Origin of the sequence: Candidatus Vagococcus giribetii, assembly GCF_017316185.1 — a bacterium.
GTDB classification, from domain to species: domain Bacteria; phylum Bacillota; class Bacilli; order Lactobacillales; family Vagococcaceae; genus Vagococcus; species Vagococcus giribetii.
In genome coordinates, this window is record NZ_JAFLVX010000019.1 from 25,659 (window position 1) to 52,015 (window position 26,357).

General features: G+C 35.3%; 25 protein-coding genes. 20 read left to right on the plus strand and 5 right to left on the minus strand.

Annotation, left to right across the window (positions count from 1 at the left end):
• The first annotated feature begins 17 nt into the window (after nucleotides 1–17).
• The 4 genes from DOK76_RS07930 to DOK76_RS07945 all read left to right on the plus strand — a co-directional run bounded on the left by DOK76_RS07930 (nucleotide 18) and on the right by DOK76_RS07945 (nucleotide 5,364).
• Nucleotides 18–368, plus strand: coding sequence for a YlbF/YmcA family competence regulator (locus tag DOK76_RS07930; protein WP_206966564.1), 351 nt, complete (start codon nucleotides 18–20; stop codon nucleotides 366–368).
• 99 nt (nucleotides 369–467) lie between these two features.
• Entirely contained in the window at nucleotides 468–1,673 is a 1,206-nt protein-coding gene (locus DOK76_RS07935; RefSeq protein WP_206966566.1) for a metallophosphoesterase family protein, read from the plus strand.
• Nucleotides 1,673–4,417, plus strand: a complete 2,745-nt coding sequence (locus DOK76_RS07940; protein WP_206966568.1) for an ATP-binding protein — start codon at nucleotides 1,673–1,675, stop codon at nucleotides 4,415–4,417. Before DOK76_RS07935 ends, DOK76_RS07940 begins: the two co-directional genes overlap by 1 nt.
• On the plus strand, nucleotides 4,414–5,364 hold the full coding sequence (locus DOK76_RS07945) for a 3'-5' exoribonuclease YhaM family protein (protein WP_206966570.1): 951 nt from the start codon (nucleotides 4,414–4,416) through the stop codon (nucleotides 5,362–5,364). Before DOK76_RS07940 ends, DOK76_RS07945 begins: the two co-directional genes overlap by 4 nt.
• Nucleotides 5,365–5,459: 95 nt before the next feature.
• Here the strand turns inward: DOK76_RS07945 and DOK76_RS07950 are convergent, their stop codons facing one another.
• A complete protein-coding gene (locus tag DOK76_RS07950; protein WP_206966572.1) occupies nucleotides 5,460–6,758 on the minus strand; it encodes a PTS sugar transporter subunit IIC in 1,299 nt (432 codons plus the stop codon).
• Nucleotides 6,759–6,770: 12 nt separating this feature from the next.
• Nucleotides 6,771–7,385, minus strand: coding sequence for a hypothetical protein (locus tag DOK76_RS07955; RefSeq protein WP_242542259.1), 615 nt, complete (start codon nucleotides 7,383–7,385; stop codon nucleotides 6,771–6,773).
• A gap of 43 nt (nucleotides 7,386–7,428) precedes the next feature.
• On the opposite strand from DOK76_RS07955, the gene DOK76_RS07960 reads away from it, so the two are divergent.
• Entirely contained in the window at nucleotides 7,429–8,124 is a 696-nt protein-coding gene (locus DOK76_RS07960; RefSeq protein ID WP_206966574.1) for a MurR/RpiR family transcriptional regulator, read from the plus strand.
• Nucleotides 8,125–8,267: 143 nt separating this feature from the next.
• Here the strand turns inward: DOK76_RS07960 and DOK76_RS07965 are convergent, their stop codons facing one another.
• The gene (locus tag DOK76_RS07965; protein WP_370590116.1) at nucleotides 8,268–9,050 is read right to left on the minus strand and encodes a class A sortase; all 783 of its coding nucleotides are present in this window, start codon (nucleotides 9,048–9,050) and stop codon (nucleotides 8,268–8,270) included.
• A gap of 210 nt (nucleotides 9,051–9,260) precedes the next feature.
• Between DOK76_RS07965 and DOK76_RS07970 the strand changes: the two genes are divergently transcribed.
• The 5 genes from DOK76_RS07970 to acpS all read left to right on the plus strand — a co-directional run bounded on the left by DOK76_RS07970 (nucleotide 9,261) and on the right by acpS (nucleotide 14,800).
• On the plus strand, nucleotides 9,261–10,040 hold the full coding sequence (locus DOK76_RS07970) for a hypothetical protein (protein WP_370590117.1): 780 nt from the start codon (nucleotides 9,261–9,263) through the stop codon (nucleotides 10,038–10,040).
• Nucleotides 10,041–10,165: 125 nt separating this feature from the next.
• On the plus strand, nucleotides 10,166–11,212 hold the full coding sequence (locus DOK76_RS07975; RefSeq protein ID WP_206966575.1) for a D-alanine--D-alanine ligase: 1,047 nt from the start codon (nucleotides 10,166–10,168) through the stop codon (nucleotides 11,210–11,212).
• A 61-nt stretch (nucleotides 11,213–11,273) separates the two neighbouring features.
• Nucleotides 11,274–12,644 carry a UDP-N-acetylmuramoyl-tripeptide--D-alanyl-D-alanine ligase gene (locus DOK76_RS07980; protein ID WP_206966577.1) on the plus strand — a complete coding sequence of 457 codons (1,371 nt, stop codon included), beginning with the start codon at nucleotides 11,274–11,276 and terminating at the stop codon, nucleotides 12,642–12,644.
• A gap of 133 nt (nucleotides 12,645–12,777) precedes the next feature.
• A complete protein-coding gene (gene cshA / locus DOK76_RS07985; protein ID WP_206966579.1) occupies nucleotides 12,778–14,364 on the plus strand; it encodes a degradosome RNA helicase CshA in 1,587 nt (528 codons plus the stop codon).
• An 85-nt stretch (nucleotides 14,365–14,449) separates the two neighbouring features.
• The gene (acpS, locus tag DOK76_RS07990) at nucleotides 14,450–14,800 is read left to right on the plus strand and encodes a holo-ACP synthase (protein ID WP_206966581.1); all 351 of its coding nucleotides are present in this window, start codon (nucleotides 14,450–14,452) and stop codon (nucleotides 14,798–14,800) included.
• 27 nt (nucleotides 14,801–14,827) lie between these two features.
• Here acpS and DOK76_RS07995 read toward each other — a convergent pair whose 3' ends face one another.
• Entirely contained in the window at nucleotides 14,828–15,214 is a 387-nt protein-coding gene (locus tag DOK76_RS07995) for a hypothetical protein (protein ID WP_206966583.1), read from the minus strand.
• 118 nt (nucleotides 15,215–15,332) lie between these two features.
• Here DOK76_RS07995 and DOK76_RS08000 point away from each other — a divergent pair, with 118 nt between their 5' ends.
• From DOK76_RS08000 to DOK76_RS08025, 6 genes are all read left to right on the plus strand, one after another.
• Nucleotides 15,333–17,033, plus strand: coding sequence for a patatin-like phospholipase family protein (locus tag DOK76_RS08000; RefSeq protein WP_206966585.1), 1,701 nt, complete (start codon nucleotides 15,333–15,335; stop codon nucleotides 17,031–17,033).
• A 4-nt stretch (nucleotides 17,034–17,037) separates the two neighbouring features.
• Nucleotides 17,038–17,256 carry a YdbC family protein gene (locus tag DOK76_RS08005; protein WP_086340958.1) on the plus strand — a complete coding sequence of 73 codons (219 nt, stop codon included), beginning with the start codon at nucleotides 17,038–17,040 and terminating at the stop codon, nucleotides 17,254–17,256.
• A 9-nt stretch (nucleotides 17,257–17,265) separates the two neighbouring features.
• Nucleotides 17,266–18,147: a YicC/YloC family endoribonuclease gene (locus DOK76_RS08010; protein ID WP_206966587.1), complete on the plus strand. Its 882-nt coding sequence runs from the start codon at nucleotides 17,266–17,268 to the stop codon at nucleotides 18,145–18,147.
• Between the two features lie 102 nt (nucleotides 18,148–18,249).
• Nucleotides 18,250–18,864 carry a guanylate kinase gene (gene gmk / locus DOK76_RS08015; protein WP_206966589.1) on the plus strand — a complete coding sequence of 205 codons (615 nt, stop codon included), beginning with the start codon at nucleotides 18,250–18,252 and terminating at the stop codon, nucleotides 18,862–18,864.
• On the plus strand, nucleotides 18,865–19,176 hold the full coding sequence (gene rpoZ / locus DOK76_RS08020; protein ID WP_370590120.1) for a DNA-directed RNA polymerase subunit omega: 312 nt from the start codon (nucleotides 18,865–18,867) through the stop codon (nucleotides 19,174–19,176).
• 61 nt (nucleotides 19,177–19,237) lie between these two features.
• Complete coding sequence (locus tag DOK76_RS08025; RefSeq protein ID WP_206966593.1) at nucleotides 19,238–20,110, plus strand: PhzF family phenazine biosynthesis protein; 873 nt, start codon at nucleotides 19,238–19,240, stop codon at nucleotides 20,108–20,110.
• Nucleotides 20,111–20,149: 39 nt separating this feature from the next.
• On the opposite strand, the gene DOK76_RS08030 is transcribed toward DOK76_RS08025, so the two are convergent.
• Complete coding sequence (locus tag DOK76_RS08030) at nucleotides 20,150–20,854, minus strand: TIGR00266 family protein (protein ID WP_206966595.1); 705 nt, start codon at nucleotides 20,852–20,854, stop codon at nucleotides 20,150–20,152.
• Between the two features lie 263 nt (nucleotides 20,855–21,117).
• On the opposite strand from DOK76_RS08030, the gene priA reads away from it, so the two are divergent.
• The 4 genes from priA to rsmB are packed head-to-tail and all read left to right on the plus strand — an operon-like array spanning nucleotide 21,118 to nucleotide 26,341.
• Nucleotides 21,118–23,535: a primosomal protein N' gene (gene priA / locus DOK76_RS08035; protein ID WP_206966597.1), complete on the plus strand. Its 2,418-nt coding sequence runs from the start codon at nucleotides 21,118–21,120 to the stop codon at nucleotides 23,533–23,535.
• Nucleotides 23,536–23,552: 17 nt separating this feature from the next.
• Nucleotides 23,553–24,044, plus strand: a complete 492-nt coding sequence (def, locus tag DOK76_RS08040; protein WP_206966599.1) for a peptide deformylase — start codon at nucleotides 23,553–23,555, stop codon at nucleotides 24,042–24,044.
• Complete coding sequence (gene fmt, locus DOK76_RS08045) at nucleotides 24,037–24,978, plus strand: methionyl-tRNA formyltransferase (protein ID WP_206966601.1); 942 nt, start codon at nucleotides 24,037–24,039, stop codon at nucleotides 24,976–24,978. Before def ends, fmt begins: the two co-directional genes overlap by 8 nt.
• Nucleotides 24,971–26,341 carry a 16S rRNA (cytosine(967)-C(5))-methyltransferase RsmB gene (gene rsmB, locus DOK76_RS08050; RefSeq protein ID WP_206966603.1) on the plus strand — a complete coding sequence of 457 codons (1,371 nt, stop codon included), beginning with the start codon at nucleotides 24,971–24,973 and terminating at the stop codon, nucleotides 26,339–26,341. The genes fmt and rsmB overlap by 8 nt, the downstream gene beginning before the upstream one ends.
• The last annotated feature ends 16 nt before the right edge of the window (nucleotides 26,342–26,357 follow it).

Consider the following 26,357-nt stretch of genomic DNA (forward strand, 5'->3'; position numbering starts at 1 on the left):
TTAAAGGAGCAATATAAATGACAGTTAATATTTATGATAGTGCTAACCAAATCGAAAGAGAAATTCGTGAAATGGACGAATTCAAAGCATTACAAGAAGCTTTTACAGCAATGAAAGCTGAAACAGAATCATTTGAATTATTTACTAACTTCCAAGAATTACAAATGGAATTACAACAAAAACAAATGCAAGGCGTTGAATTCTCAGAAGAGGATGCAATGAAAGCACAAGAAATGGCAATGAAAGTTCAAGAAACAGCAGTGATTCAAGACTTAATGCAAAAAGAACAAGCATTTAGCGTAATCATCAATGACTTAAACCGCATCATCATGAAGCCAGTTCAAGAATTATATGACATGGGTAATTAATTGTTTAGAGAGCTAAAGTGAAAACTTAGCTCTCTTTTTTGTCTTTTTTATAGAAAAATAGGGATGAAATAGGTATGATGTAAGGAAGGAGTGATACGGATGAAATTTATACACACAGCTGATTTACATATAGACCAACCCTTTTCGGGGATTCATTCAGATCATGCTGACATGAAAGAGATTCTAAAGACTGGTAATCAACAAACACTCACAAGAATTGTGGACCTTTGTATAGAAAAAGAGGTTGATTTTTTATTAGTCGTGGGAGATACATTCCACCAAAATCAACCATCTATTCACACACAAAAATTTGTGATGGACCAGTTTGAACGCTTAAATCAAGCTAATATTAAAGTTGTGATGTCTTTTGGGAATCATGATTACTATACAGAAAGTCGTTACTGGTTTGAATGGCCAGATAATGTCGTCCTTTATAAAAAAGAGGAAGTTCAAACTAAAACATTAACCTTAAAAAATGGTGATTCAGTAGCTATCAGTGGTTTTTCTTATGAACATAATTGGATAACAGACTCTAAGTTACCTGAATTTCCAAGAAGAGATATAGCTTCTACTTATCATATTGGTTTTTATCATGGAGATGATACAGGTAACTATGCGCCGTTTTTACCAAGTGATTTGCCTCTTAATTATGAGTACTGGGCATTAGGCCATATTCATAAAAGTGGTGTGCTTTCAGAACGTCCACTAACGGTCTATCCTGGAACTCCTCAAGGTCATACAAAAAAAGAAACACAAACAAATGGTGTCGCTTATGTAGAGATTGACCGAGGTGGCCGACACATTGAGTGGTTAGATGTGGCCGCTATTAAATGGTATCAAGAAACTGTTCAAGTAGATGATGACATTAGTAAAACAAGCCTTCTAAGTCACATAGAAACAACTGTGCTAGAAAAAGATTACCTCAATGAGTTAAATGTGGTATCTATTCATCTTGTGACAACGGCTGAAAATGCACGTGAGATTTTACATGAGAAGGAAGAAGTATTAGCCTTTCTACAAGAAAAAATCTATCAAGCTTCTAACAAGAAAGTTTGGGTTCAAGAGTTAACTATTGCTAAAGCCACATCAGATAAATTAATCATGGGATTTCAAGCGTCTCTAATTGATGATTTAGGTAGAGTATATCAAACAAAGGAAAACTTTGAAGCAGTGGTTAGTGACTTATTGAATCAACCAGAACTTGTGACAAGTCTTAAGTGGGATGAAGAAGACATGAAGGATATTGTAACCGAGAGTAGTCAACTAATTAAAGATAAAATGATTTTTAAAAATGAGGAAGACTAATGAAATTACGACAATTAAAAATAGATGGCTTTGGAAAATTTAATAATCAAGTGATAACAATCGACCCTCAAAACCAGTTGATATTTGGTGACAATGAAGCAGGTAAGTCTTCTATTTATCAATTTATTCGGACGATTCTCTTTGGCTTTCCTAAAAAACGAGAGATGACTCGTGATTTTACTCCAACAAGTGGAGCTGTTTACGGTGGTCAGCTTATTTTTGATGACTCTGTTTATGGAGAGGTCGTTGTCGAAAGGTATAAAGAAAAAAATAAAGGGCAAGCAACAGTACGTTTAGAGAATGGCGAAGTAGGAAACGAGTCATTACTTGAGAGTTTATTGTCTCCTTTAACAAAAGAAACCTTTGATCATATATTTACCTTTCAACAAGAACAATTACTTGATTTAAATCAACTAAACGAAACGAAATTACAACATTTGTTGCTAACGGTAGGATTGACAGGAAGTCAAAAATTAACAAAAATGAACGACCGTTTTTTAAAAGAACGTCAGAAATTATTTAAGCCAAGTGGACGTATTCCTGAGATTAATCAACGCTTGCGTCAATTGAAAAAAATAAACGAGCAAATTGCTTTAGTGGAGTCACAAGAAGCTACCTATCAAGAAAAACAACAAGAAATGACTAAACTAACTAAAGAGATTGAGCAAATTGAAACGGAAAAAAACTATCAATCAGAGTTAGAAAAAACAGTTTTAGAACAACAAAAACGATTTCCAATGTACATTGAATGGGAAACCCTTAATCGTGAATTTTCAAGAGAAACAACTGTATCTGCAACAGAGTTAGTAGCTATCAAAGAAGAGTTGGCTAATTACGAGTTTTTATTACGAAAAGAAAAAGAGTTGTTAGAAAGCCAGACAGGTTACTTAGAAACAGAATCACCAGCATATCAATTTTACGTGACTAATCAACGTGTATTTGATGACTTGCTAGAAGAGCAATTAATGGTGGAGTCTCTTAGTCAAAAAAGAGAATTACTAGAAGAACAATTAAGAGAGTATCAAGAAAGTAAAGCTACACTTTTTGATAAATACCGTTTGTCAGAACAAGCGGTTCATGTGGACTTGTCTGATGAAGTAGAAGCAGAGATGCTTGCCTTAGCTCAGGAAGAAGAAGAGTTAGTTCGACAAAAAGTTGTTTTGTCCAATGAGAAGAGTCGTTTGAATATTCGCCATAAAGACATGGATTTTGCTTTGACACAAGTTGAAAACAACTTACAACCTGTAACGTCAAGAAAAGCAGCGCCAGTCAATTCAAGCTTTAATAAGTTATGGTTTTCTGGTTTGGCAATTGCGATTGCCGTTTTATTCTTATTACTTGCAGTGGTATTAGGTAAAGGTTGGCTATATATTCCTGTAATATTACTTGGAGCATTAGGAGTATATGGCTTTATGAGTATCAAACAAGGTAGCTCAGCAACTGTGTCTCCTGAAACAACGAAAGAGGATTACTTACTTCAATTAAGTGTGGCAGATGAAGTAGCTCACTCGTTGCATGAATTAGATGAGCAACTTGAAGAAGTGGAAAAACAAGATGTTATTCTGCAAGAGAAAAAACAAGAATGGGCAGATCGTTACGGCTTTTCAATGAAAGAAACTATGAGTTTATGGTTATCGCGTATTCCGATTTACTTACAACTTCAAAACATTGAAGAAAAAGAACGAGAAATGCAACAGAATTTACTTGAAATTGATCGCGTGTTAGAAGCTTATAGTGAGTCTTTAAATTTTGCTAAACAATGGGTACCTCTTGAAAATAAATCGGTAAAAGAAAGTTTCCAAGGGATTAAAGAATTTGTTGCAGAACAACAACGCTATTTGACAGAAAAAGCATTATCTACAACTAATCAACAGTCTTTCCAAGAGAAATTACATCACTTGAGACAAAATCTTGCTTCAAGTAAAGACAAGTTACTATCGATGATTGATTCCCCACAAGTAACAGATATAGATGAAAGTAAAATGTGGGTGAAAAAACAAGAGATGTCTCAAAAGAGTCAAAGTCGTAGAAATGAGTTATCGTTAATGTTAGAGGATTACTTCGACTTGACGAAACGCTATAAATTAGTAGGAATCAACCAACAATTGATACAAGTCAAAAATGAGATTGATCGTTGTAATGAGCAGATAAATCAACATCAAAACACGTATCAAGGGTTGAAATATGAGTTACTTCAAATGGGGAAAAATGGGTCTCTAGATGTGTTGTATCAAGAAAAAGAAAATCGATTATCTGTGATTAAAGACTTATCTGATCAATGGATGACCTATAAAATTGCTGAAGAATTAACTCAAGATGTGTTCCAATATTTATCTGATCAACAACTACCAGCTCTTTTAGCAACAGTGACGTCTTACTTTAAGATATTAACGGAAAATCGCTACGTTAAAGTAATGGTGAAAGAAGGACAATTACTAGTCGTTGATCAAGAGCAACGAAAATGGCCAGTGGTGCAATTATCTACAGGAACTAAAGATCAGTTATATACTGCCTTTAGATTGGGATTTGTTCACCTACATCATGAAGATTATCAAGTACCATTAATCATTGATGATGGTTGGCTACATTTTGACCAAAAACGAAAACTTGTTTTATTTAGATTACTAAAAGGCTTTAGCCAACGCACACAAGTAGTATGTTTGTCCTCAGATGAGGCAATTCGCTCGTATTATGAAAGTCAAGATTTAGACTGTATTGTTATTGGGAAGGAAGAGGCAGAGTGAAAAAATTAAGAGAAGTTGAACTTGATGAAACATTTGAATTATTTGCTTTATTAAAGGCAGCTGATGTTCGTGTGGCTAGAAATGGCAAAAAATTTATTGCTTTTACTTTTCAAGATACATCAGGCAGCATTGATGGTAAATATTGGGGAGCTTCAGAAGAAGAAATTGAAAAATTTGTAGCAGGTAAAGTAGTCCTTCTAGGTGGTAAAAGAGAAGTCTACCAAAACATGCCTCAAGTCAAAATTTTAAATCTACGTTTGGCTCAAGCTGGTGAACCAGATGACGCTGCTCTTTACATGGAGAAGCCACCTGTTCAAGTAGAAGAATTAAAAGAAACCTTCAATCGTTTCTTATTTGAAATTACTCAAGCCAAATGGCACCGTATTGTGCGCCATATTGTAGGGAAATATCAAAAAGAATTCTTCGAGTTTCCAGCAGCTAAACGAAATCATCATGCTTTTGTAGGAGGCTTAGCCTACCACACAATCACCATGTTAGAGTTAGCTAAAAGTGTGAGTGAGCAATATCCTGAGTTAAATACCTCTTTACTTTATGCAGGTGTGATTTTACATGATATTGGCAAAGTGAAGGAATTATCTGGTCCAATCGGGACAGAGTACACACTAGCTGGTAATTTACTAGGTCACATTGTGATGGTAGATGAAGAAATCACAAAAGCATGTGTGGAGTTAAATATTTCAGAAGAAGATGAAGAAGTGCTTGTGTTAAAGCACGTGGTATTAGCTCATCATGGTTTAATGGAATACGGCTCGCCTGTCAGACCAAAAATTATGGAAGCAGAGATTTTACATCATTTAGATAATCTCGATGCCTCTATGCAAATGATGCTGGGTGCTTTAAAACAAGTTGATCCAGGGGAATACACAGATAGAATATTCGGTTTGGATAATCGTAATTTCTATCGACCAAAAATTGAAGTGAAATAAAAAAGTTGAGAGGTAAGCGTGTAAGCTTACTTCTCAACTTTTTATGTGTTTATTTTTATATAAGTGTCCACTGTGATTGAAATAGTTATATGAAATTAAGCTGTTTCTAGCTGTGTTTTTTCAAACACTTTAAAGAATGGATAGTAAATGACTACACTGACTACCACTAAAAACAGAGTAAAAATAACGTTTTTCCAATCCATACTTGATAAATAAGATTGAATAAAGAATGGTGTGAACGAAGGGTCAACAATATAGCCATTCGTAATAATATGAAGTTTTTCAGCAAAATAAGTTAATATCAATGAAACAATAGGTGTAATAACAAAAGGAATACCTAGAATTGGATTAAAAACAATTGGTAAACCAAAAATAACAGGTTCATTGATTGAACAGATTCCAGGAATAAAAGATAAACGACCAATCATTTTGAATTGAGGAACTTTACTATACATCATCAATAAAACTAAACCTAATGTATTTCCAGCACCACCAAGAACAGATATTCTAAACATTTGTAAATTCATCAAATGAGTCATTTGTTCACCATTTGCAAATTGTTCAGCATTCATCCCAGTTTGAGAAATTCCTAAAGTGAATAAGATTGGGAAAATAATAGAAGTTCCATTGATACCAAATAACCATAGTATCTGTCCTATTGTTACGATTAGAATCATACCGCCTAGACTTCCAGCAATATTTAAACCGGGAGTTAATATGTCCATAATTACTCCTGGGAAGTTACTGTTGAATACTGAGATAAAAATTAAGTTAATGCCGTAAAAGATAATGATGTTCGCCAACAAAGGTAATAGTGAATTGATAAAGGTTGAAACCATTGGAGGGACAGAGTCTGGCATTTTTAATTTAATATTCTTAGTTTCAAATAAACGAGTTACTTCGACGACTAATAGCCCTAGAATAATAGCTACAAATAGGCCGTTTGACCCTAGGTAATCTAAATTAATTCTGCCTTCTTCTACTTTTGTACAAACTAGTAGGTATGTGACAACTGTCATAAGTCCATTTGTTGCAGCATCTAAGTTATATTCCTTAGATAAGGCATATGAAATTCCGAAGGCTGATATTAAACCGATAATACCAAAAGTTAGTGTGTACGGAGTTGTGATAGCATCGTAATTAGCAACAGACCAATCTTTCCAACCTGCTAAAAATCTCATAATAACATTTGCTGTATCAGGATTATAAGTATCAATGTTGATTGGTGGATTTGCTAATATCAAGAAAAAAGCTCCTACCACCATGAATGGTAGACCTAAAAACATCCCGGTTGAGATAGATTTCAAATGACGTTGGTTTCCAATTTTTGAAGCTATTGGGCTCAACCAACTGTTTAAGCGTTCAATTAAATTAGATTTTGATTCATTCCCCATAAGAATAGCCCCCTATACTTGCCATGAATTAAAATCAAAAGCAGACTCAACAACATTTTCAGGATCATATTTCTTTAAAATCTCAGCATACTGTTCTTTAAAATTATTTTTAATGTCGGCTTGTGGTATAACTAAGCTCGCTTCATTTAAGAAATGTTCAGAACCACGACCCATTTCTTGTCCTCGAGTTGTGTGTTTATCCAGAGCGATATCTGGAATTTCAGGGACATATCCCATTGCAAAACTTTTAATAATAATATTTTTTAATAAATCTGAAGAACGATCTTTTTCAAGTGAACATAAATAGCGAATAGCGTGAATAAAAAACATTGCTCTATCAGATTCATTGTATTGAAAATTTTGACGCATTTGGTTTAGTGAATTGATTAAAATAGGTGCTTCAACACAGCCCATTCCAATATCCTCTACAGCAATTGCTAGTAAGCGACGCCACAATTTTTCTTCAAATTGTGGGGAAGTAATATACATTTCATAAGCAAATTCGCAAGCATCTTTTTCGTTTCCGCGACGAATGCTTTTTTGAAGTGCTGAAATTACTTCGTCTCCTGCTAAATTATTTCTTGTTTTCATTTTTGCCCATGGATCAACAACAAAGTCCTTTTTCATGATAAAATCTCCTTATAAATAAAATATGAATGGATGATAATCTTTGGATATTCAAGCTTTAGGTGAAAAATTTCAATTACACCCAAATGAAATAGCGGTATTGAGCTATATTAAAGACCATCGACACGATAAAAATTTAAGTATTAGACAAGTTGCAAAGGAAACCTTTTCGTCTCCATCATCAATAGTTAGTATGTGCCAAAAGATGGGTTTTTCTGGATATAGTGAATTACTCTACTATATGGTAGCTGCTACCAATTTAACTTTTTCTCTTCATCAAAGAAGTGATGTTATTAAAGATTACGGCGATGAATTTTCAAAGCTAATAAAAAAAAATAAAGATAACCACATAATGCTTTTAAGTTCAGGTATGTCTAGCCATATTGCTAATTACATGTCTGATTATTTAAACTTACACAATTTTCGAGCAACTACTTCTAGTCATCTACAATTAATTAGATCAGATCAGAAAGAGAAGACATTGGTCATTGCGATTTCAAATTCTGGAGAGACCAAGCGACTTCTAGAACTGGTCAAACAAGCCCATTCAAATAAATTAGATGTGATTAGTTTTGTGGGTAATAGTAATTCTAGTTTGTTTAGAGAATCAACTTTAGCTATTTCAAGTGCAACAAATTCTGCTTATTCTTATCAAGATTATTATCCACAGTTATTCTTTGGTACTTCTTTAAATAATTTTGAGCTACTCATGAGTTATACGCTTTCAATTTGGAATTAAACATTTATTTCCTGAATTCAATGTATCACTTTTTAAAACGTAATAGAATAGATGCAAGCCTTTCAAGAATTTGTTCTAAAAAAATAAAACATGTTCAATAAAAAAAGAATGTAAAATCATCTAAAGACGATTTTACATTCTTTTTAGTAATAATTTGTTTGATCCATTTCAAATGCTTCTTGCATGTACTTAGGTGCATCTGTTCCTTTTACTTCTCGGACCAATTCACCTTGAATAATCAAACGATTTGTACCAGATACATCACAAGTTACGAGTGTCACTAGTTGTTTGTTTTCAACGTCATCAATGACTTCTACTCGAGAAGGTTCGACATACTCTTTATAAGTTACTTTGTATTCATAAATATATTCTAAGTCAGTTAGGAGTACAGATTGTCCTAATTCCACATTAACTAAAGGAGCGAATAATAACGTAGGATCATACATGTAGTGACTGGCTAAAGCGTAATTACCTCGTCCCATTTGTTGTTCTTCCTTCATTGTACCTGCCCCAACGGCTAATACATAGTTAGAAACGCCTTTGAAGATAGGTAAATTAAGCTTAACACTGGGAATGGCAATCCCGCCAATGGTATTTAAGCCGGTATCTCGTCCTTTTGTCGCTTGGGCAACTAAGTTAAAATCGAGAGACTCTACTTGATCAAAATCAAAGGTAGCGTCTTTTTGTTCATTTTTTTTCACGTCTGCTCGAGTGACATTGCTTATTGTATGTTTGTTAGTTGTGTCTTTTACTAGATAGTTCTTGATTTGATTATTAAAAACAAGGGCTAAACCAACCAGCAACAACAACAGCATGAATAGATTTAGTAATATATTCATTATTCTAGAGCCAATACTAGGCTTTTTTTTCTTTTGTTGTCGAGAGGAAGATTTCTTGGATTGTGCGTGTTTTCGTTTTTGACTCACTGGGGTTCCTCCTTTATAGCACTCGAAATCATCATAACATAAAAGCACAAAAATGAATATTACATAAGTATTTCTAGAAATCGCTTTAAATAGGAGGGATGTAATATAAACTTAATTTAAGGATTTGTCTTTTTAGATTTAAATTTTCAGAATAAATGGTATAGTTATACTAATGAAAAAAGTGTTTGAGGAATAGAAACGAGGTGAAAGGTGTTGCAAGATTATTTGTATGTTCATTTTGATGGGATTAGTAACTCAATTCTCACAAAAGGGATGAACCACAGAGATTTTAATCGGTATACAACTCATAGACCTGAAAATCTTCTGTTACTTAATCCTTATGAACGTGAAGGGGAGTATGAACCACATACTGGTTTTCGTGTTATTAGAGGTCATGAAAATGTGGAGCAATACTTTTCTTTAGTAGAAAATAAAGAAGTCAATGATTTGAAGTGGATCGATTTTAAAGAGTATGAAATGCTGCAGAGATTAACTCCCAATGAGATATCTGAGCTACTTTATTTCGGTCACATGAAGAATCAGTTGCGTTCGCCTTTTTTCTATCAATTACAAAATAGCTTTGCGTTTTTTGAATTAACCAAAAAGACAACCAAAATTTATTACCGAGATATCGAAGATTTTTATGATATGTTAGCCAAAAAAATCAGTTGTTTAACGACTCAACAAATAAAAGGAACGCCTTCTTTTTTTAAACGTCGTCAAAACATACTCGTTCCTGAAGTGCCTAATGATATTATCAAAAGCTTAAAAGGAACGATGCAAGAAGGTATTGTTTTTAACTTCTCTCAAATTGGTTTAGAAAATGATGAATACGTTGTTCCCATTCATGTAGTGGAGGATAATTTACGAAAAGTCGAGAACTATCATTTTAAACAAGAGTACAAAATTGGTACCTTGATTTATTCAAAAGAAGCAGGGGTTTGGCGCATTGTAAAAGAAGAGTTTGAATCAATCTTATTAACTCAATAAAAAAAGCCACTTGCCTTTAGTTTGACAAAATAGGTGAGTGGTTTTATTATTTTATAGTAAAAATGATATTGGTGTTTGATTAAAAATACAGTATAATAAAGTCTACGAAACTTAGGAGGACTGGGATGAAAGTAACACTAATTTACGGGGGGAAAAGTGCGGAGCATGACGTATCTATTTTGTCTGCCTTTTCAATTTTAAAAGCAATCTATTATAATTACTATGAAGTGCAAGCTATTTATATTACTAAAACAGGTCAATGGCTAAAAGGACCTTTATATAAAAAAGCCCCTGAAACAGAAGAAGAATTACATTTAACCGTAACTAATGCACAAGAAATTAATCCAAGTGACATCAAGGAAGAAAACAGTGTGATTTTCCCTGTTCTTCATGGACCTAATGGGGAAGACGGAACGGTACAAGGTTTATTTGAAGTATTAAATATGCCTTATGTAGGAGCAGGTGTTTTGGCAAGTGCCTGTGCCATGGATAAAATTGTTGCTAAACAATTATTCCAACAAGCAGGTATTCCGCAACTACCTTATGTATCTGTTATTCGTCAAGGTTACCAAGAAGACCCTGAGACTATCTATGCTAAATGTGAAGGAACGCTCATTTACCCGATGTTTGTTAAACCAGCCAATATGGGCTCTAGCGTAGGAATTAGTAAAGCTAATTCAAGAGATGAGTTAACAAAAGCGATTGAGGAAGCTTTTAGATATGACCGACGCGTGATTGTTGAACAAGGAATCGAAGCTCGTGAACTAGAAGTGGCGATTTTAGGAAATGATGAAATTAGAACCACAGAAGCAGGCGAAATCGTTAAAGATGTAGCCTTCTACGATTATGAGTCTAAATACATTGACAATAAAGTAGAACTTCAAGTGCCAGCAACCGTGTCAGATGAGTTACATAAAAAAATGCGAGACTATGCAAAAAAAGCATATATTGCTTTAGATGGTAGCGGCTTAAGTCGTTGTGACTTCTTTGTGACTGCCAATGATGAAATTTTCTTAAATGAAGTAAATACCTTGCCAGGCTTTACGCCATTTAGTATGTATCCTTTATTGTGGCAACATATGGGGATTAATTACAGCGATCTTTTAGAAGAGTTGATTCAACTAGCTAAATTACGTTTTGAGAAAAAGCAACAAATTGAGTTAGGACAATAAAGAGAAGCTGAACATTTTCGTTCAGCTTTTTTGTGTGAGATAGAGATATGGAGGAACCAAAGTGAGATTAAAAGCAAAAGAAATTGAACAAGCTGTTCGAGGAAAGCTATCAAGTAACGTATCCTTTGATACAGTGATTACACATGTGGAGTTTGATACTAGAAAAGTATCTGAAGGGACTTTATTTGTTCCTTTAAAAGGTAATCGAGATGGTCATGATTTCATTAGTAATGCCTTTGAAGAAGGGGCAACATTGACTTTATCAGACAGAGATTTAGAGGGAGATTTTCCGTATATTTTAGTAGAAGACACTCAAAAAGCCTTACAAGATTTGGCAAAGTATTACTTAATTCAAGTCAATCCTAAAGTTGCAGCTATTACAGGAAGTAATGGTAAGACAACGACTAAAGATATGACAGCAGCTGTGTTGGGTAGCTTCTACCAAACATATAAGACACAAGGTAATTATAACAATGAGATAGGATTACCTTACACAATTCTGAATATGCCCAAAGAAACAGAAGCTTTGGTTCTTGAAATGGGTATGGACCGAAAAGGTGACATTGAGTTATTGTCTTCTATTGGCCGACCAAATGTAGCTGCGATTACCATGATTGGTGAATCCCATATTGAGTATTTAGGTTCTAGGCAAGGAATAGCTGAAGCCAAAATGGAGATTGTTTCAGGTTTGAAAGAAAAAGGCACGCTGATTGTTCCAAGTGAAGAAGAATTGATTACACCATTACTAGCTAATGTCACTCAAAAAGTTCTTCGCTTTGGATTAAATGATTCAGCTGATGTGAGTGCTAAGATTTTAGAAGAAGGACGTGAAAAAACGACTTTCACAACACCCCTTTATCCAGATGTTATCTTTAGTATTCCTGTACTAGGACAGTACAACGTAGGGAATGCTTTGATTGCTATTTTGATTGGGACAGAGTTAGGTGTGCCAGTTGAGAAGATTCAAAAAGGATTGGCTAACTTTGACTTAACCAAAAACAGAACGGAATGGCTTGAAACGGCAAAAGGCATGTCTTTACTAAGTGATGTGTATAATGCCAATCCAACTGCAATGACTCTAGTGCTAGATTCTTTTTCAAAGATTGAGACAACTGGACGAAAATTAGTTGTTCTTGGTGATATGCTTGAATTAGGTGAAGGCTCAAGAGGTATGCATGAAAGTGTCTCAGCTCACTTGTCGCCTGAAATTATTGATGAAGTATATCTTTACGGTCAAGAGATGTCTTATTTGTATGAGGTATTAAAAGAAACATACGCTACAGATAAGTGCCATTGGTTCTCGAAAGAAGATAAGAAGGCTTTGATGGATAGTCTAGGCGAAAAAGTAACACCAACCGATACTGTTTTTCTGAAAGGAAGTAACGGGATGGGATTAAAAGAAATTGTTGATTATTTGTTAAATAATCATTAACAAGACTTGTTTTGTTGTAGAATTAGTTAGAATATGATAGTATTATACGAATGCTCGTTTTCAATTTTTTTTCATAAATGGCAAATGATGAGAGAGAGTTGATGTTGAGGCACAGTTATTAGGAGGATATCATTTGAAATTTAGTGAATTAAAATTAGACAAAAGATTATTAAAATCAATTGAAGCAATTGGTTTTGAAGAAGCAACACCCATCCAAAGTGAAACAATTCCTTTGGCATTAGAAGGAAAAGACGTTATTGGACAAGCTCAAACAGGAACTGGTAAAACAGCTGCGTTTGGTCTACCAATGTTAGACAAAATCGACACAGAAAAACAAACTCTACAAGGTTTAGTAATTGCTCCAACAAGAGAATTAGCTATCCAGACGCAAGAAGAGTTATACCGTTTAGGTAAAGACAAAAGAATTAAAGTTCAAGCTGTTTATGGTGGAGCTGATATTGGACGCCAAATTCGTTCATTGAAAAATAATCCGCATATTGTTGTGGGAACACCAGGTAGAATGTTAGACCACATCAACCGTCGCACATTGAAATTAGATACAGTTGAAACATTAGTTTTAGATGAAGCAGATGAAATGTTAAACATGGGATTCTTAGAAGATATTGAAGCAATTATCTCTAGAGTACCTGAAACAAGACAAACATTATTATTCTCAGCTACAATGCCAGATAGTATTAAACGTATCGGTGTTAAATTCATGAAAGAACCAGAACACGTTAAGATTAAAGCTAAAGAAATGACAGCTAACTTAATCGATCAATATTTTGTTCGTTGTAAAGAATTCGAAAAATTCGATATTATGACACGTTTATTTGACGTTCAAAACCCAGATTTAACCATTGTATTTGGTCGTACTAAACGTCGTGTTGATGAATTAGCACGTGGACTTGAAATGCGTGGTTACAAAGCTGAAGGTATCCATGGTGACTTACCTCAGCACAAACGTATGAGTATTTTAAAGGCTTTCAAAAACGATGAAATTGATATTTTAGTTGCAACGGACGTGGCTGCTCGTGGATTAGATATTTCTGGTGTGTCACATGTTTATAACTATGACATTCCTCAAGATCCAGAAAGCTATGTTCACCGTATTGGCCGTACAGGTCGTGCTGGTAAAGAAGGTATGTCAGTAACATTCGTTACACCAAACGAAATGAGCTACTTACACGTTATTGAAGATTTAACTAAGAAAAAAATGACAACACTTCGTCCACCTTCTAAAAAAGAAGCAATCGAAGGACAAATCGGTTCAGCTGTTGCGACTATTAAAGAAGCAATGGTAGAAAATGGTTTAGAGTCTTATCAAGAGGCAGCAAGTGATTTATTAGAAAACTACTCAGCAGAAGATTTAGCAGCTTTATTAATTAAACAAATTGCTAAAGATGATGCTTCAGAAGTTCCTGTAAACATCACGCCTGAAAGACCTTTACCAAACCGTGGTAACAAACGTGGCGGTAATCGCGGAGGAAACCGTGGAGGTAATCGTGGTGGAAACCGCGGAGGAAACCGTGGTGGAAATCGTGAAGGCAACCGTGAAGGTAATCGTGGTGGAAATCGCGACAATAATCGTAAACGCGATAACAACTTCAACAAAAAAAATCGCAACAACGATAACAACAAACCGGGAGAAAATCGTAAACGCGACAATGGCGGTAAAGATAAATCTCGTGGATTCACTATCCGTAACAACGCTAAATAATAAATGAAAGCTAATGCCTTTTGGTATTGGCTTTTTTTATTTTTTCACTTTATAATGAAAAACAAAGAGATTAAAGGAGAAACAGATGATTATTGGTATTGGCGTTGACATCGTAGAGTTAAATCGTATTAAAGATATTATTCAGAATAATCCTAAATTTATCGACCGGGTTCTGACTGAAAAAGAAAAGGCTATTTTTATGACGTTAGGGGATAAACGAAAAGCAGAGTATTTTGGTGGTCGTTTTGCTTGTAAAGAAGCCTTTTCAAAAGCCTATGGTACTGGGATTGGTAAGGTACAGCTAAAAGATATTGAAGTGTTGAATGAAGAGAACGGTAGACCCTTTGTTTCAGAGTCGCCTTTTGAAGGGAATGTCCATGTATCTATCTCACACACAGATACAACGGCTATTGCTCAAATTATTTTAGAGAAATAAAAAAAGTAACAAAGTAGATTTACTTTGTTACTTTTCTAATCGTGCTTGACGATGGGTAATAATCGATATTTTTTTTATGTTCTTCGCAGAAATCATGCGAACTTGATTATTTTTTTGAAGTTTAATCACTAACGCTTCAGGGTTAGTGGAGTGTTGGTAGATTCTACCGACAAGTGTTTCAAAACGGTCTGTGGCTTTTGCCTGTAGGTCGTCTCTATATTGGATAACCACAACACTTTTTTGCGCAATGGCTTGATTGATTTGTTGGAAAATATGATTGGCTTGTCTTTCTTTTTCTGAATCAGAATCAATAAAAGAAGCTAAAAAACGTTGAGATGACTGAGAAATAAAACGTGTGAATTTCTTTACACCATTTTCTGGTTCTGGTTTAATTGACCGACTACTACTAACCATTTTTTCGCCTCCCCTGTAATCTTTACCATCCCATTATACGAATGGGGTTGGCCTTAGTCAAATAATTCATGAAATTTACAATGTTTTTTATAAAAAATAATGTTAAGGAGGTCAATAGATGTTTAAAGAACTATACCCTTCAGACTTGAAACAACTATCATTTGAGAAAAGTTACCAATGGCTCCCTTTTTCAACATCAACGACTCAAGGGATTAAGGTAATTAGTCAAGAAATTATAAAAATGGCTGATCACACATCTATTTACGCGTGGTATGACAAAGGAAAAGTTGTTTATTTGTTTCACGTGACACATTTGAGTCGTGAGACGTTAATTGTTCATCAAGTTATTTGTTTAACGACGGAATACACGTTTGAAGCATGTCAACGAGGATTGGTTCGTTTAGGGAAGACCTATCGATTTGATCAACTCGTACTAGCTTTAGATAAACAAGCAACGGCAATTGATAGTTGGCTAAAACAACAAGGTTATGACTTTGTAGAAGGGCAAGGCTATGTCCTGAGTTTAAACTATCATACCGGCTTAGTACTAGGTGGTGGAGGTGCTAAAGGGTCTTATCAAATCGGTGTTTGGCACGCTTTAGACGAATTAGGTATTAAGTATCAAATGATTAGCGGAACTTCTGTAGGCGCGCTAAATGGTGGTCTTATCTTGCAAGGAGAGCGAGAGGTTGCTGAAAAGATGTGGGAAAACATCACGACGGATCAAATTCTTTCTGTGTCTCAAGGGGAAAACTCAGATTATTCAGTGTCTCATTTGATTGATAGTTGGCAAGAATTAGCAACAACAGCGGTGCAATCAAAAGGGGTTAGTACAGAGCCTTTGTTAGGCCTGATTAGAGAATTAGTGAAACCAGAAATCATTTTTTCAAAAGAGCTCCCTTTTTACATAGTGACAACAAAAACACCTATGATGGAAGAAACAGTAGTCTCTTTAAAGGAAATAACAGAGGAGACACTGCCGTATTGGTTGTTAGCCTCTTCATCTTTTTTTCCAGCTATGGAACCGTGTTTAATAGATGGTGTTTATTATGTTGATGGTGGGTACAAAAATAATGTGCCAAAAGATGTGCTGATTGAAAAAGGAGCGACTGAATTAATTATTATCGATGTCAGTGGTCCAGGATTTGCTAAAACAACTAAAGTTCCAAAAGAAGTTGTTGAATCAACGTTGAAAAGCCCTTGGAGTTTAGGAAGTGTGTTACTTTTTGATGGCAATCGGGCGAGTTGGAATATGTCTTTAGGTTACTTAGAAGCTATGAAATTATTTGGTCATTTTAAAGGTATTGAGTACACTTTTGACAAGCAAGATTTCAAACAACGTATATTTGGCTTGAGCCGAGATTTTATTCACTTTATTAGTCAGATTGATGTGTTTGAATCTTGGTATCAAAAGAAAACAAGTTTAAAAAAATGGGATTGGTTAATCAGTCATAAACAAACACCAGAAATGATTAGTTTACTAATTATGGAAGACTTGGCCAAAAAATTTAAGATTAATCCAGCACAATTATATGATATAGATGAGTTACTGGATTTAATTCTTTTAAAAACCAACCAAGAAGAACAAACGGAACTGTTGAATCAACCAGAACAAATGCTAAAATCAGTAGGAGAGTGGTTGACTCGTTACTTAAAAGAAAAAACACCTATTAATGAGTATCAACTCCTGCTTTATTTTTATCGTTACTTAAAAGATGATAAACTAAAGAATAGAGAGATGTATCAAGTTTTAATGGACTTATCTTGGAGAACAGGCCTAGAAGCTTTGTTTTTACTATTTTTAGAAGAGAGGAAGTAAACAAATGGCACAAGAATTTTCATATGAAATTGTAGAAGAAATCGCCGTACTTTCAGAAAACCCTAAAGGATGGACGAAAGAATTAAACTTAGTAAGTTGGAACGGTAGACCACCAAAATTCGATTTACGTGACTGGGCACCAGGACATGAAAAAATGGGAAAAGGGATTACTTTATCCAATGAAGAGTTCGATATATTACGTAATACACTAAAACAAATGTAGGTGAAAAATATGAAAAGTATGACAGGTTATGGTAAAAGTACCTATTCAACAGATCACTACCAACTAATTGTTGAAATCAAGTCAGTAAATCATCGCTTTTTAGATACAGTGATTCGCATGCCAAGAGAATACAATAGTCTAGAATTAGGGCTAAAACAATTGGTGAAACAAAAGCTAGTCAGAGGACGAGTAGAATGTTTTGTGACTGTCAAAAAAGAAGCTGACGTGTATCAAAACATGGCTATCAAGTGGGGTCTGTTAGATCAACTGGTAAAAGAACTTAGTGAAGCAGAAGAAACCCGTTATTTAGATTACCCGTTTTCAAGTCAAGCTATCTTAACAGGTGCTATTAATCATCCAGCTCTTTTTGAAGTAACGGAAAAAGAAGAAAAAGATGAAGCTCTTGAAGCGGATTTAATCAGAACTTTTGAACAAGCAGTAGCAGCACTTAATGAAAGTCGCTTAGAAGAAGGAGCAGGTATTAAGCAGTTGTTTGTCTCTTATCAACAAGAGATTTCAGAAGGTATTGAAGTGATTCGTCAGGAACAGGCTGCGATTGAAAGAGATTATCAAGAAAAACTAAGTAAAAAAATAACTGATTTAATCGGAGATAAAGTAGATGAAGCTCGCTTGTTAACAGAGGTTGCCCTATTGATTGAGCGTGGAGATATTAACGAAGAGCTAGACCGTTTAGGGATTCATCTGACTAAATTAACCAAAATTTTAGAAAAAGCAGAAGTGGGTAAAGAATTAGACTTTTTAATTCAAGAAATGAACCGTGAAGTGAATACAATTGGCTCTAAATCAACTACGATTGAAATCAAAGAGCAGGTTGTAAGACTGAAAACCATGATTGAAAAAATTAGGGAACAAGTTCAAAATATCGAGTAAACTTGATATTTATGAAGATTTTAATGAAAGACACCTTGCAAATTTTCTTTCCAGAGTGCATTATAATAGATAAAACAAAAAAAGTGTGGAAAGGAAGACACCATGTCAGAGAGAGGGTTACTAATAGTATTGTCTGGGCCATCAGGCGTTGGTAAAGGAACAGTACGAAAAGCGATATTTGATAGTGAAGGCAACGAGTTTGAATATTCGATTTCAATGACAACTCGAAAAATGAGAGAAGGAGAAACAGAAGGTGTTGATTACTTCTTTCGTACAAGAGAAGAATTTGAAGCATTGATTCAAGCGGGAAAAATGTTAGAGTATGCTGAGTATGTTGGCAATTATTACGGTACTCCCTTAGACTATGTGAATCAAACCTTAGATGAAGGCAAAGATGTCTTTTTAGAAATAGAAGTGCAAGGTGCCATGAAAGTAAAAGAACAAGTACCAGATGGTGTCTTTATCTTTTTAACTCCACCAGATTTTGATGAGTTAAAATCAAGAATAGTTAACCGAGGCACAGATGCTATGTCAGTGATTGATGAACGCATGAGAGTGGCTCGTGAAGAAATTGAAATGATGCGTCATTACGACTATGCTGTTGTTAACGACAAAGTAGAATTAGCTGTTGAACGCATTAAAAAAATTATCGAGAGTGAGCATTACCGTGTTGACCGCGTTATTGATTACTACGAAAAAATGTTAAAGGAGTTTTAAATTATGTTACATCCATCAATTGATAAATTATTAGAACAAGTAGATTCAAAATATTCATTAGTTATTCTTTCAAGCAAACGTGCTCATGAGTTAGACTTAGGAGCACAACCAATGATTGAAGAAGACAAATTTGTCTCAGTAAAAAACGTTGGCCGTGGCTTAGAAGAAATCGCTAATGGAGATGTTGTTATTGATCCAAACCCTGAATTAAAAAGAGAATTACAACGTCGTCAAGAAGAAGACCGAAAAGCAATGAAAAAACGTGAGCACCAAGAATTAGAAGCTCGCGTCCAAAACGATCGTAAAATGTAATAAAGTAAAGAACTTGAAACTACCTGTTTCAGGTTCTTTTTTTGAAGGAGGAAATACGTTTATGACTAAAAAAAGCTGTGAGGTTTTAAGAATTGATGTATTCACCCAAACACCAGGCAAGGGAAATCCGGCTGGGTTAGTTTTAAATGGAGATGATTTTACGAACCAAGAGATGCAACAAATTGCTAAAAAGGCTAATTTTAGTGAAACAGTTTTTGTTTGTTCTAGTCAGGTAGCTGACATGAGGTTTCGTTTTTTTATGCCTTTAAAAGAAACTGAATTATGTGGACATGGAACAATAGGGACAGTCTTAGCGCTTCTTCAAGGAACGATAAGCCAAGAGATAACAGTGGAAACATTAGCAGGCGTTTTAGAAGTTAGTTATGATAAAGATAAAAATGAAGTTACTATGAAGCAGAATGAAGCTATTTTCAAAACTTTTTCAGGCAATAGGTCAGAACTTTGTCACTTACTAAACATTCAAATGGGTGACTTGTCAGATGAGTTACCAATTATTTATGGTAATACAGGTGTGTGGACGTTACTAGTTCCTGTAAAAACTGAAAGTATCTTAGATAAAATGACTCCTCGCACAAAAGAGTTTCCGAAAGTGTTAACAGAATTTCCGAATGCATCGATTCATCCTTTCGCGATTTCATCAAAAGAGGAAGCTAGGGCTCGTCATTTTTCTGGCTTTGGGTCAGGAAGTGTCGAAGACTCTGTCACAGGAACAGCGTCAGGTGTGATGGGAGCCTATTTACTTAAGTATTTTTTCAAAGAAAAAAGGCAGTTAGAGTTATTAGTTCACCAAGGAAAACATCTTAATCAAGAAGGTGTTGTTAAAGTGAGTGCTTCTAAAAGTGAGTTGAAAACGTATGAAGTTAAAATATCTGGAAAAGCTTGTTTGAACGGTAAAATAAATATCAGCATATAAAAACAGAGGTGACTAAAATGTCAGCCTCTGTTTTAAAATTTAATTAGAACTGCCACTATCCATGAAAGGTGATAAGATGCCTGCTAAGGATTGGATATTTCTTGTTTGGATTAAAACTTTTCCAGTACCTGTAAATCGATTGACAAGACCTTCACCTGTTTTAAAGCCAAACATACCAGAGGCTACTTCAATGGAGTAGTTAAGAGAATCTTCCCACGCAACAACATGAGTGTTATCAATAATAAAATCTTTTGAGCCATCTAACTCTAATTCAACAATGTCACCATAGCTACTAACTAGTAAACTACCGCTACCAAGAGATTCCATAACAAACAACCCACCGGTTCCTGCAAATAGAGCTTTTCCAACACTTTGTTTGACCATGTTGTAAGATACGCTATTGTCACAAGCTAGAAAAACACCTGTATTGAGACGCCACTGAGTATCCCCAACAACTAACTCGCGAATGGCACCGATTGTCCCAGGAGCAATTGCAATTTTTGAGTTATTTTCTTGACTAATCGCATGAGAAATAAAGAAACTTTCACCACTTGTCATGGAACGACCAACTGCACTAAAGAAGCCACCAAGACCATTTTTCCCATTGCTATTCATTTTCCCTTCTAAGGAAATTTGACCATTGTGATAAACCATGGAGCCACGCTCGATTTTGATTTCTTCTCCTTTATCTAGTGTGATTTCAACTAGAGGAAAAGAAGTGCCGTTTGTTAGTGTGTAATTCATAATACCCCTCCTTTTTATTAATCATAACACGGTCTATTTTTTTAAGGAAGGAGAGACTGAGAAAGAGCCTTAATTGGAGTCGCTTCTGCCTATCTGTTATACTAATAGAACGACAAAAAAAGTAAGTCTTTATTAATGAAAAGCAAAGAGTGAAAGATACGGCTGGGTATCTTTTTTATTTTGTAAAAGCAATGACATAAAGTAATCACAGACAAATAGTCTAATTTTTAGTACAATAAAGCAGATAAGAAAGGGTGGAAGAAATGACGTTTATTGCAGATATTATTGTCGATGTCCCAACGATGCAAACAGATCAGCCTTTCAGTTACGTGATACCAGAAATATTAACAGAAGTCGTTGCTATAGGTATGCGTGTTGAAGTACCTTTTGGTAATGGCAACCGTCATATACAAGGATTCATCGTTGGTCTTAGAGAGACAGATGAGATTCAAGGTTTAAAACCAATTATCAATGTATTAGACCTTCATCCGGTGTTAAATGAAGAATTATTAGAGCTAGCTGATGAGATGAAAGAGACAACTTATTCGTTTAAAATAACGTGTCTCCAAACAATGTTACCTAGTGTTATGCGTTCTTCTTATAAAAAAATGGTCACTTTAACAAGTGAAGAGGTGTCAAAAGAGATTAAAGATGAGTTGTTTTTAGGCCTTGGAGAAATTGAATGGCAAGAAGCAGAAAACTCTCCTCATTTTCCCGATTTACTTCGCTTAAGACAACAAGGAAAAGTGGATATTCGTTATGAAGTCACGACAAAAAATAAAGTGAAAACTAAACGAGTGATTAAGAAGGCAATGACAAATGATGCCTTATTAAGTCAAAGAGAACAGTTGCGAAAAAATGCGGTTCAAAAATTACGTTTAGTGGATTTTTTACTTGAAATAGAATCAGAAGAGTTTGCTATTGCTGAGTTAATGGAGAATTTTGACATTGCAAGATCAGCTATTAATGACGGTGAGAAACAAGGCTGGCTTGTGATAGAAGAACGAGAAGTCTATAGAGATCCGTACGCCTTAAGAAATTTTAAACCAGATACAGCATTAGAACTCAATGAAGAGCAACAACAGGCTTTAGATGCTTTAACGCGTAGCATGGATCATAAGCAATCTGATGTCTTTTTATTAGAGGGTGTGACAGGTAGTGGTAAGACAGAAGTTTACTTGCAAGCTATTGCTCATGCGCTGGAAAAAAATCAAACAGCTATTATGTTGGTACCAGAAATTTCATTAACCCCTCAAACAGTGACTCGTTTTAAACAACGATTTGGAGGAGATGTGGCTGTTCTTCACAGTGGTTTGTCTCAAGGAGAAAAATACGATGAATGGCGTAAAATTGAGCGTAAAGAAGCACGTGTTGTAGTAGGTGCCAGATCAGCAATTTTTGCTCCCTTAGAAAATATTGGTTTGATTGTCATTGATGAAGAGCATGAAGGTAGTTATAAACAAGATGAGTCACCAAGATATCATGCTAAAGACTTGGCTATTTGGCGAGGAAAGTATCACCAATGTCCAGTGCTACTAGGAAGTGCAACTCCCTCATTGGAAGCACGAGCTAGAGCTCAGAAAAATGTTTATCAGTTACTGACTTTACAGCAACGAGCAGTTTCAAAGGCAAGTCTACCTGATGTGCAAGTAATTGATATGAGAGAATCCATGAAATATGCAACTAGCCAAAGTTTTTCTCCACAATTATTAGAAAAACTTCGTGAGAGAGTAAGTAAAAAAGAGCAGTCTGTCTTAATGCTAAACCGTCGAGGATATTCTTCTTTTGTGATGTGTCGGGATTGTGGCTTTGTGCTACCTTGTCCCAACTGTGATATTTCATTGACACTTCATATGGATACGAAACAGATGAAATGCCATTACTGTGGTCACGAAGAACGAATACCTTATCGTTGTCCCGTTTGTGATGGGGATAAAATTAGGTATTACGGAACAGGGACTCAAAAAATAGAGGAAGAGCTAAATCAAATTCTTCCTGAAGCTAGAGTGATTCGTATGGATGTGGACACCACTCGGAAAAAAGGTAGTCATGAAAAATTATTAAATCAGTTTGGTAACAAAGAAGCAGATATTTTACTAGGGACCCAAATGATTGCTAAAGGATTAGACTTTCCTAACGTGACTTTAGTAGGTGTTTTAAATGCAGACACGGCTTTAAATTTACCGGATTTTCGCTCTAGTGAAAAAACCTTCCAGTTATTAACTCAAGTTAGTGGTCGAGCTGGTCGAGGTGATTTAAAAGGGGAAGTCTTGATTCAAACCTTTAATCCTATGCACTATGCGATTGAGTTGGCAAAGGCTCAGGATTATGAGGCCTTTTACCAACAAGAAATGAAAGTGCGACATCGTGGTAATTACCCGCCCTTCTTTTTTACGACTCAATTAGTTGTTAGTCATGAGGAAGAACATCTCGCAGCTAAAAAAATGTATGAAATCGTCGCATTTTTAAAGCAGTACACATCGGATCAAGCGATTATTTTAGGCCCAACACCTAAATCAGTTGCGAGAATCAACAAAAGATATTATTATCAGACAGTGATTAAATACAAGAAAGAGCCTCATCTAGCAAAGGGGCTTCAACTGATTTTAGAAGAATCTCAAAAAGAGATGAGAAATGGTTTGAGGATTAGTATTGATCAAGAGCCGCAGCACTTTATATAGAAAGCAGGATTATAAAAATGAGAGAAATAGTTATGTACCCACATATTGCTCTGATGCAACCTACTAAAAAAGTAAAAGAAATAGATGATGAGTTAATTATTTTATTAGATGAGATGCATGAGATTATTAAGCGAGAAGATGCCATTGGGATTGCAGCCAATCAATTAGGTGTATTGAAACGTGTTTGTGTGGTTGAATTAGATGAAGAGACAGGTCTGTTTGAAATGATTAATCCTGAGATTGTAAGTCACTCAGGTAAATCAATTGATGTAGAAGGTTGTTTGAGTTTCCCTGAAGTCTACGGAACAGTAGAAAGATATGAAGAAGTAACAATTCGTTATGTTGATCGTGATGGTTATGAGATGGAAGTTGACGCAACAGATTACTTAGCTAGAGCTTTTCAACATGAGATTGAACATTTAGATGGAAAAGTTTTTACTGATAAAATTATTGAGACAATTGCCCCAGAAAATTTAGCAACATTTATGGAGGAGAATGGTTATGACTAAAATAGTATTTATGGGAACTCCAGAATTTTCAGTACCGATTTTAAATGGGTTAGTGGCAGAAGGTTATGATGTGATTCGTGTCGTGACACAACCTGATAGACCAGTTGGAAGAAAGAAAGTCTTAACACCACCTCCTGTTAAAGTAGCAGCTTTAACACATGACATTAAAGTCTTGCAACCAGAAAAAATTAGCGGCTCAGAAGAGATGGCAGAACTAATTGCTTTAGAACCAGATTTAATCGTAACGGCTGCGTTTGGTCAGTTTTTACCAGAAAGCTTACTTGAAACACCAAAACTTGGAGCGATTAATGTCCATGCTTCTTTGTTACCTAAATACCGTGGAGGAGCACCTGTTCATTATTCTATTATTAATGGAGATAAAGAAACTGGCGTTACTATTATGCGCATGGTGAAAAAAATGGATGCAGGAGCTATGCTAGCTCAAGAATCTCTACCTATCACATCAACAGATGACGTAGGAAGTATGTTTGATAAGCTAAGTCTTTTAGGAAAAGAGATGCTGCTTAAGATGTTGCCAGATTTTATAGAAGGCAACATTAAAGAAGTCCCTCAAGATGAAACCAAAGTCACTTACTCACCGAATATCTCAAGAGAAGAAGAACAAGTTAGTTGGGAGAAAACAAGTCAATTAATTGATTGCCAAGTTCGTGGTATGAGACCTTGGCCAGTAGCTTTTACCACGCTAGCGGGTGTTCGAGTGAAATTATGGGATACAACACCTGTAGCAGAAACAACTGCAGAAAAACCGGGAACAATTATCGCAATCAATAAGAAAAACTTTTTAGTAGCTTGTGGAGAAGGATCAGTTCTTCAAGTCAACGAACTGCAACCTGCTGGAAAAGGGAAACTAAAAGCGGTTGAATATTTAAACGGTGTGGGACGCACCATGGAAGTAGGCCATTATTTTGAATAAAAATAGAAAATTACCTAGAAAAGTATATGAATCACCTCGATTAGCAACTTTAGAATTATTGGTTCAAGTAGCAGAAGAAAATGCTTATTCGAATTTATTAGTCAAAACCTATCTAACAAAGCATCGTTTATCAGATAAAGATGGTCGTTTAATGACTGAAATTGTGTATGGAACAATTAGTCGCCGAATGACTTTGGAGTATGGATTAACCGATTTTGTAGAAGATACTTCTAAAATTGAAGTGTGGGTAAGAGAATTACTACTTTTATCTATGTATCAAATGGAATACTTAGATAAAGTTCCAGTCTATAGTGTGATTTCTGAGGCTGTTGAGATAGCTAAAGCAAAAGGAAATCAAGGGATTGCTCGTTATGTTAATGGTGTTTTACGTAGTATCCAGCGCCAAGGGCCAAGACCGACTAGTGAGATTAAAAATCGTTTGAAACGTTTATCAACAGAAATTAGTTTACCAAAATGGTTAACAAAGAAGTTGATTGAAGAAATCGGCTACGAAGAAGCAGAACAACTTGGTTATTCATTACTTGAGCCAAGTAAAGTCAGCGCCCGAGTAGACAGTCATCAAATTAGCCTAGATGAAGCAGTTGAGCGTTTGAATGCTGAAGGGATTCAAGCAGAAAAAAGTCAGGTATCTCCATATGGTGTAGTAGCTCAAAAAGGCTTTTTAGCAGGAAGTTCATTATTTAAAGAAGGTGCTTTAACCATTCAAGATGAAAGCTCAATGCTAGTGGCTCCTAGTATGCAATTAGAAAGTCATCATAAGGTATTAGATGCTTGTGCAGCGCCAGGTGGGAAGACAGTTCATATTGCTAGTTTCTTAGACAAAGAAGCAGGTGGCGAAGTGGTAGCGTTAGATATTTATGACCACAAAATTAACCTCATTGAAGAAAATGCACAACGTTTAGGTGTTTCGGATGTGGTAACAACTAAATTACTAGATGCAAGGGATGTTAAAGACAACTTTGAAGATGAATTCTTCGACCGCGTTTTAGTGGACGCTCCTTGTTCTGGTTTAGGATTACTACGTAGAAAACCAGACATTAAGTATAATAAAAGTGCTCAAGACTTCTTAGCCTTGCAAGAAGTTCAACTGGAAATATTAGAAAGTGTTGTTACAAAAGTCAAAGAGTGGGGTATAATAACCTATAGTACGTGTACGATAACACCAGAAGAAAATCAGGAAGTTATCGCAAAATTCTTAGAAAAACATCCGAATTTTGAGAAGATTGATGTGGAAGGTGCAACAACTTTAGAAAAAAGTTACCAAGACCAAATGTTACAACTCTATCCACATCATTATCAAACAGACGGCTTTTTTATTTGTTGCTTACAAAGAAAAGCGTAATGGATTGAATGAAGGG

Excerpts from the sequence above, each read along its gene's own strand:
- DOK76_RS07940 (WP_206966568.1), top strand. The coding sequence starts at position 1,673 with ATGAAATTACGACAATTAAAAATAGATGGCTTTGGAAAATTTAATAAT.
- DOK76_RS07955 (WP_242542259.1), bottom strand. The coding sequence starts at position 7,385 with ATGAAAAAGGACTTTGTTGTTGATCCATGGGCAAAAATGAAAACAAGA.
- acpS (WP_206966581.1), top strand. The coding sequence starts at position 14,450 with ATGATTATTGGTATTGGCGTTGACATCGTAGAGTTAAATCGTATTAAA.
- DOK76_RS08000 (WP_206966585.1), top strand. The coding sequence starts at position 15,333 with ATGTTTAAAGAACTATACCCTTCAGACTTGAAACAACTATCATTTGAG.
- DOK76_RS08010 (WP_206966587.1), top strand. The coding sequence starts at position 17,266 with ATGAAAAGTATGACAGGTTATGGTAAAAGTACCTATTCAACAGATCAC.
- fmt (WP_206966601.1), top strand. The coding sequence starts at position 24,037 with ATGACTAAAATAGTATTTATGGGAACTCCAGAATTTTCAGTACCGATT.
- DOK76_RS08005 (WP_086340958.1), top strand. The coding sequence starts at position 17,038 with ATGGCACAAGAATTTTCATATGAAATTGTAGAAGAAATCGCCGTACTT.
- DOK76_RS07950 (WP_206966572.1), bottom strand. The coding sequence starts at position 6,758 with ATGGGGAATGAATCAAAATCTAATTTAATTGAACGCTTAAACAGTTGG.
- DOK76_RS07935 (WP_206966566.1), top strand. The coding sequence starts at position 468 with ATGAAATTTATACACACAGCTGATTTACATATAGACCAACCCTTTTCG.
- def (WP_206966599.1), top strand. The coding sequence starts at position 23,553 with ATGAGAGAAATAGTTATGTACCCACATATTGCTCTGATGCAACCTACT.
- gmk (WP_206966589.1), top strand. The coding sequence starts at position 18,250 with ATGTCAGAGAGAGGGTTACTAATAGTATTGTCTGGGCCATCAGGCGTT.
- DOK76_RS07930 (WP_206966564.1), top strand. The coding sequence starts at position 18 with ATGACAGTTAATATTTATGATAGTGCTAACCAAATCGAAAGAGAAATT.
- priA (WP_206966597.1), top strand. The coding sequence starts at position 21,118 with ATGACGTTTATTGCAGATATTATTGTCGATGTCCCAACGATGCAAACA.
- DOK76_RS07975 (WP_206966575.1), top strand. The coding sequence starts at position 10,166 with ATGAAAGTAACACTAATTTACGGGGGGAAAAGTGCGGAGCATGACGTA.
- DOK76_RS08030 (WP_206966595.1), bottom strand. The coding sequence starts at position 20,854 with ATGAATTACACACTAACAAACGGCACTTCTTTTCCTCTAGTTGAAATC.
- DOK76_RS07995 (WP_206966583.1), bottom strand. The coding sequence starts at position 15,214 with ATGGTTAGTAGTAGTCGGTCAATTAAACCAGAACCAGAAAATGGTGTA.
- DOK76_RS08025 (WP_206966593.1), top strand. The coding sequence starts at position 19,238 with ATGACTAAAAAAAGCTGTGAGGTTTTAAGAATTGATGTATTCACCCAA.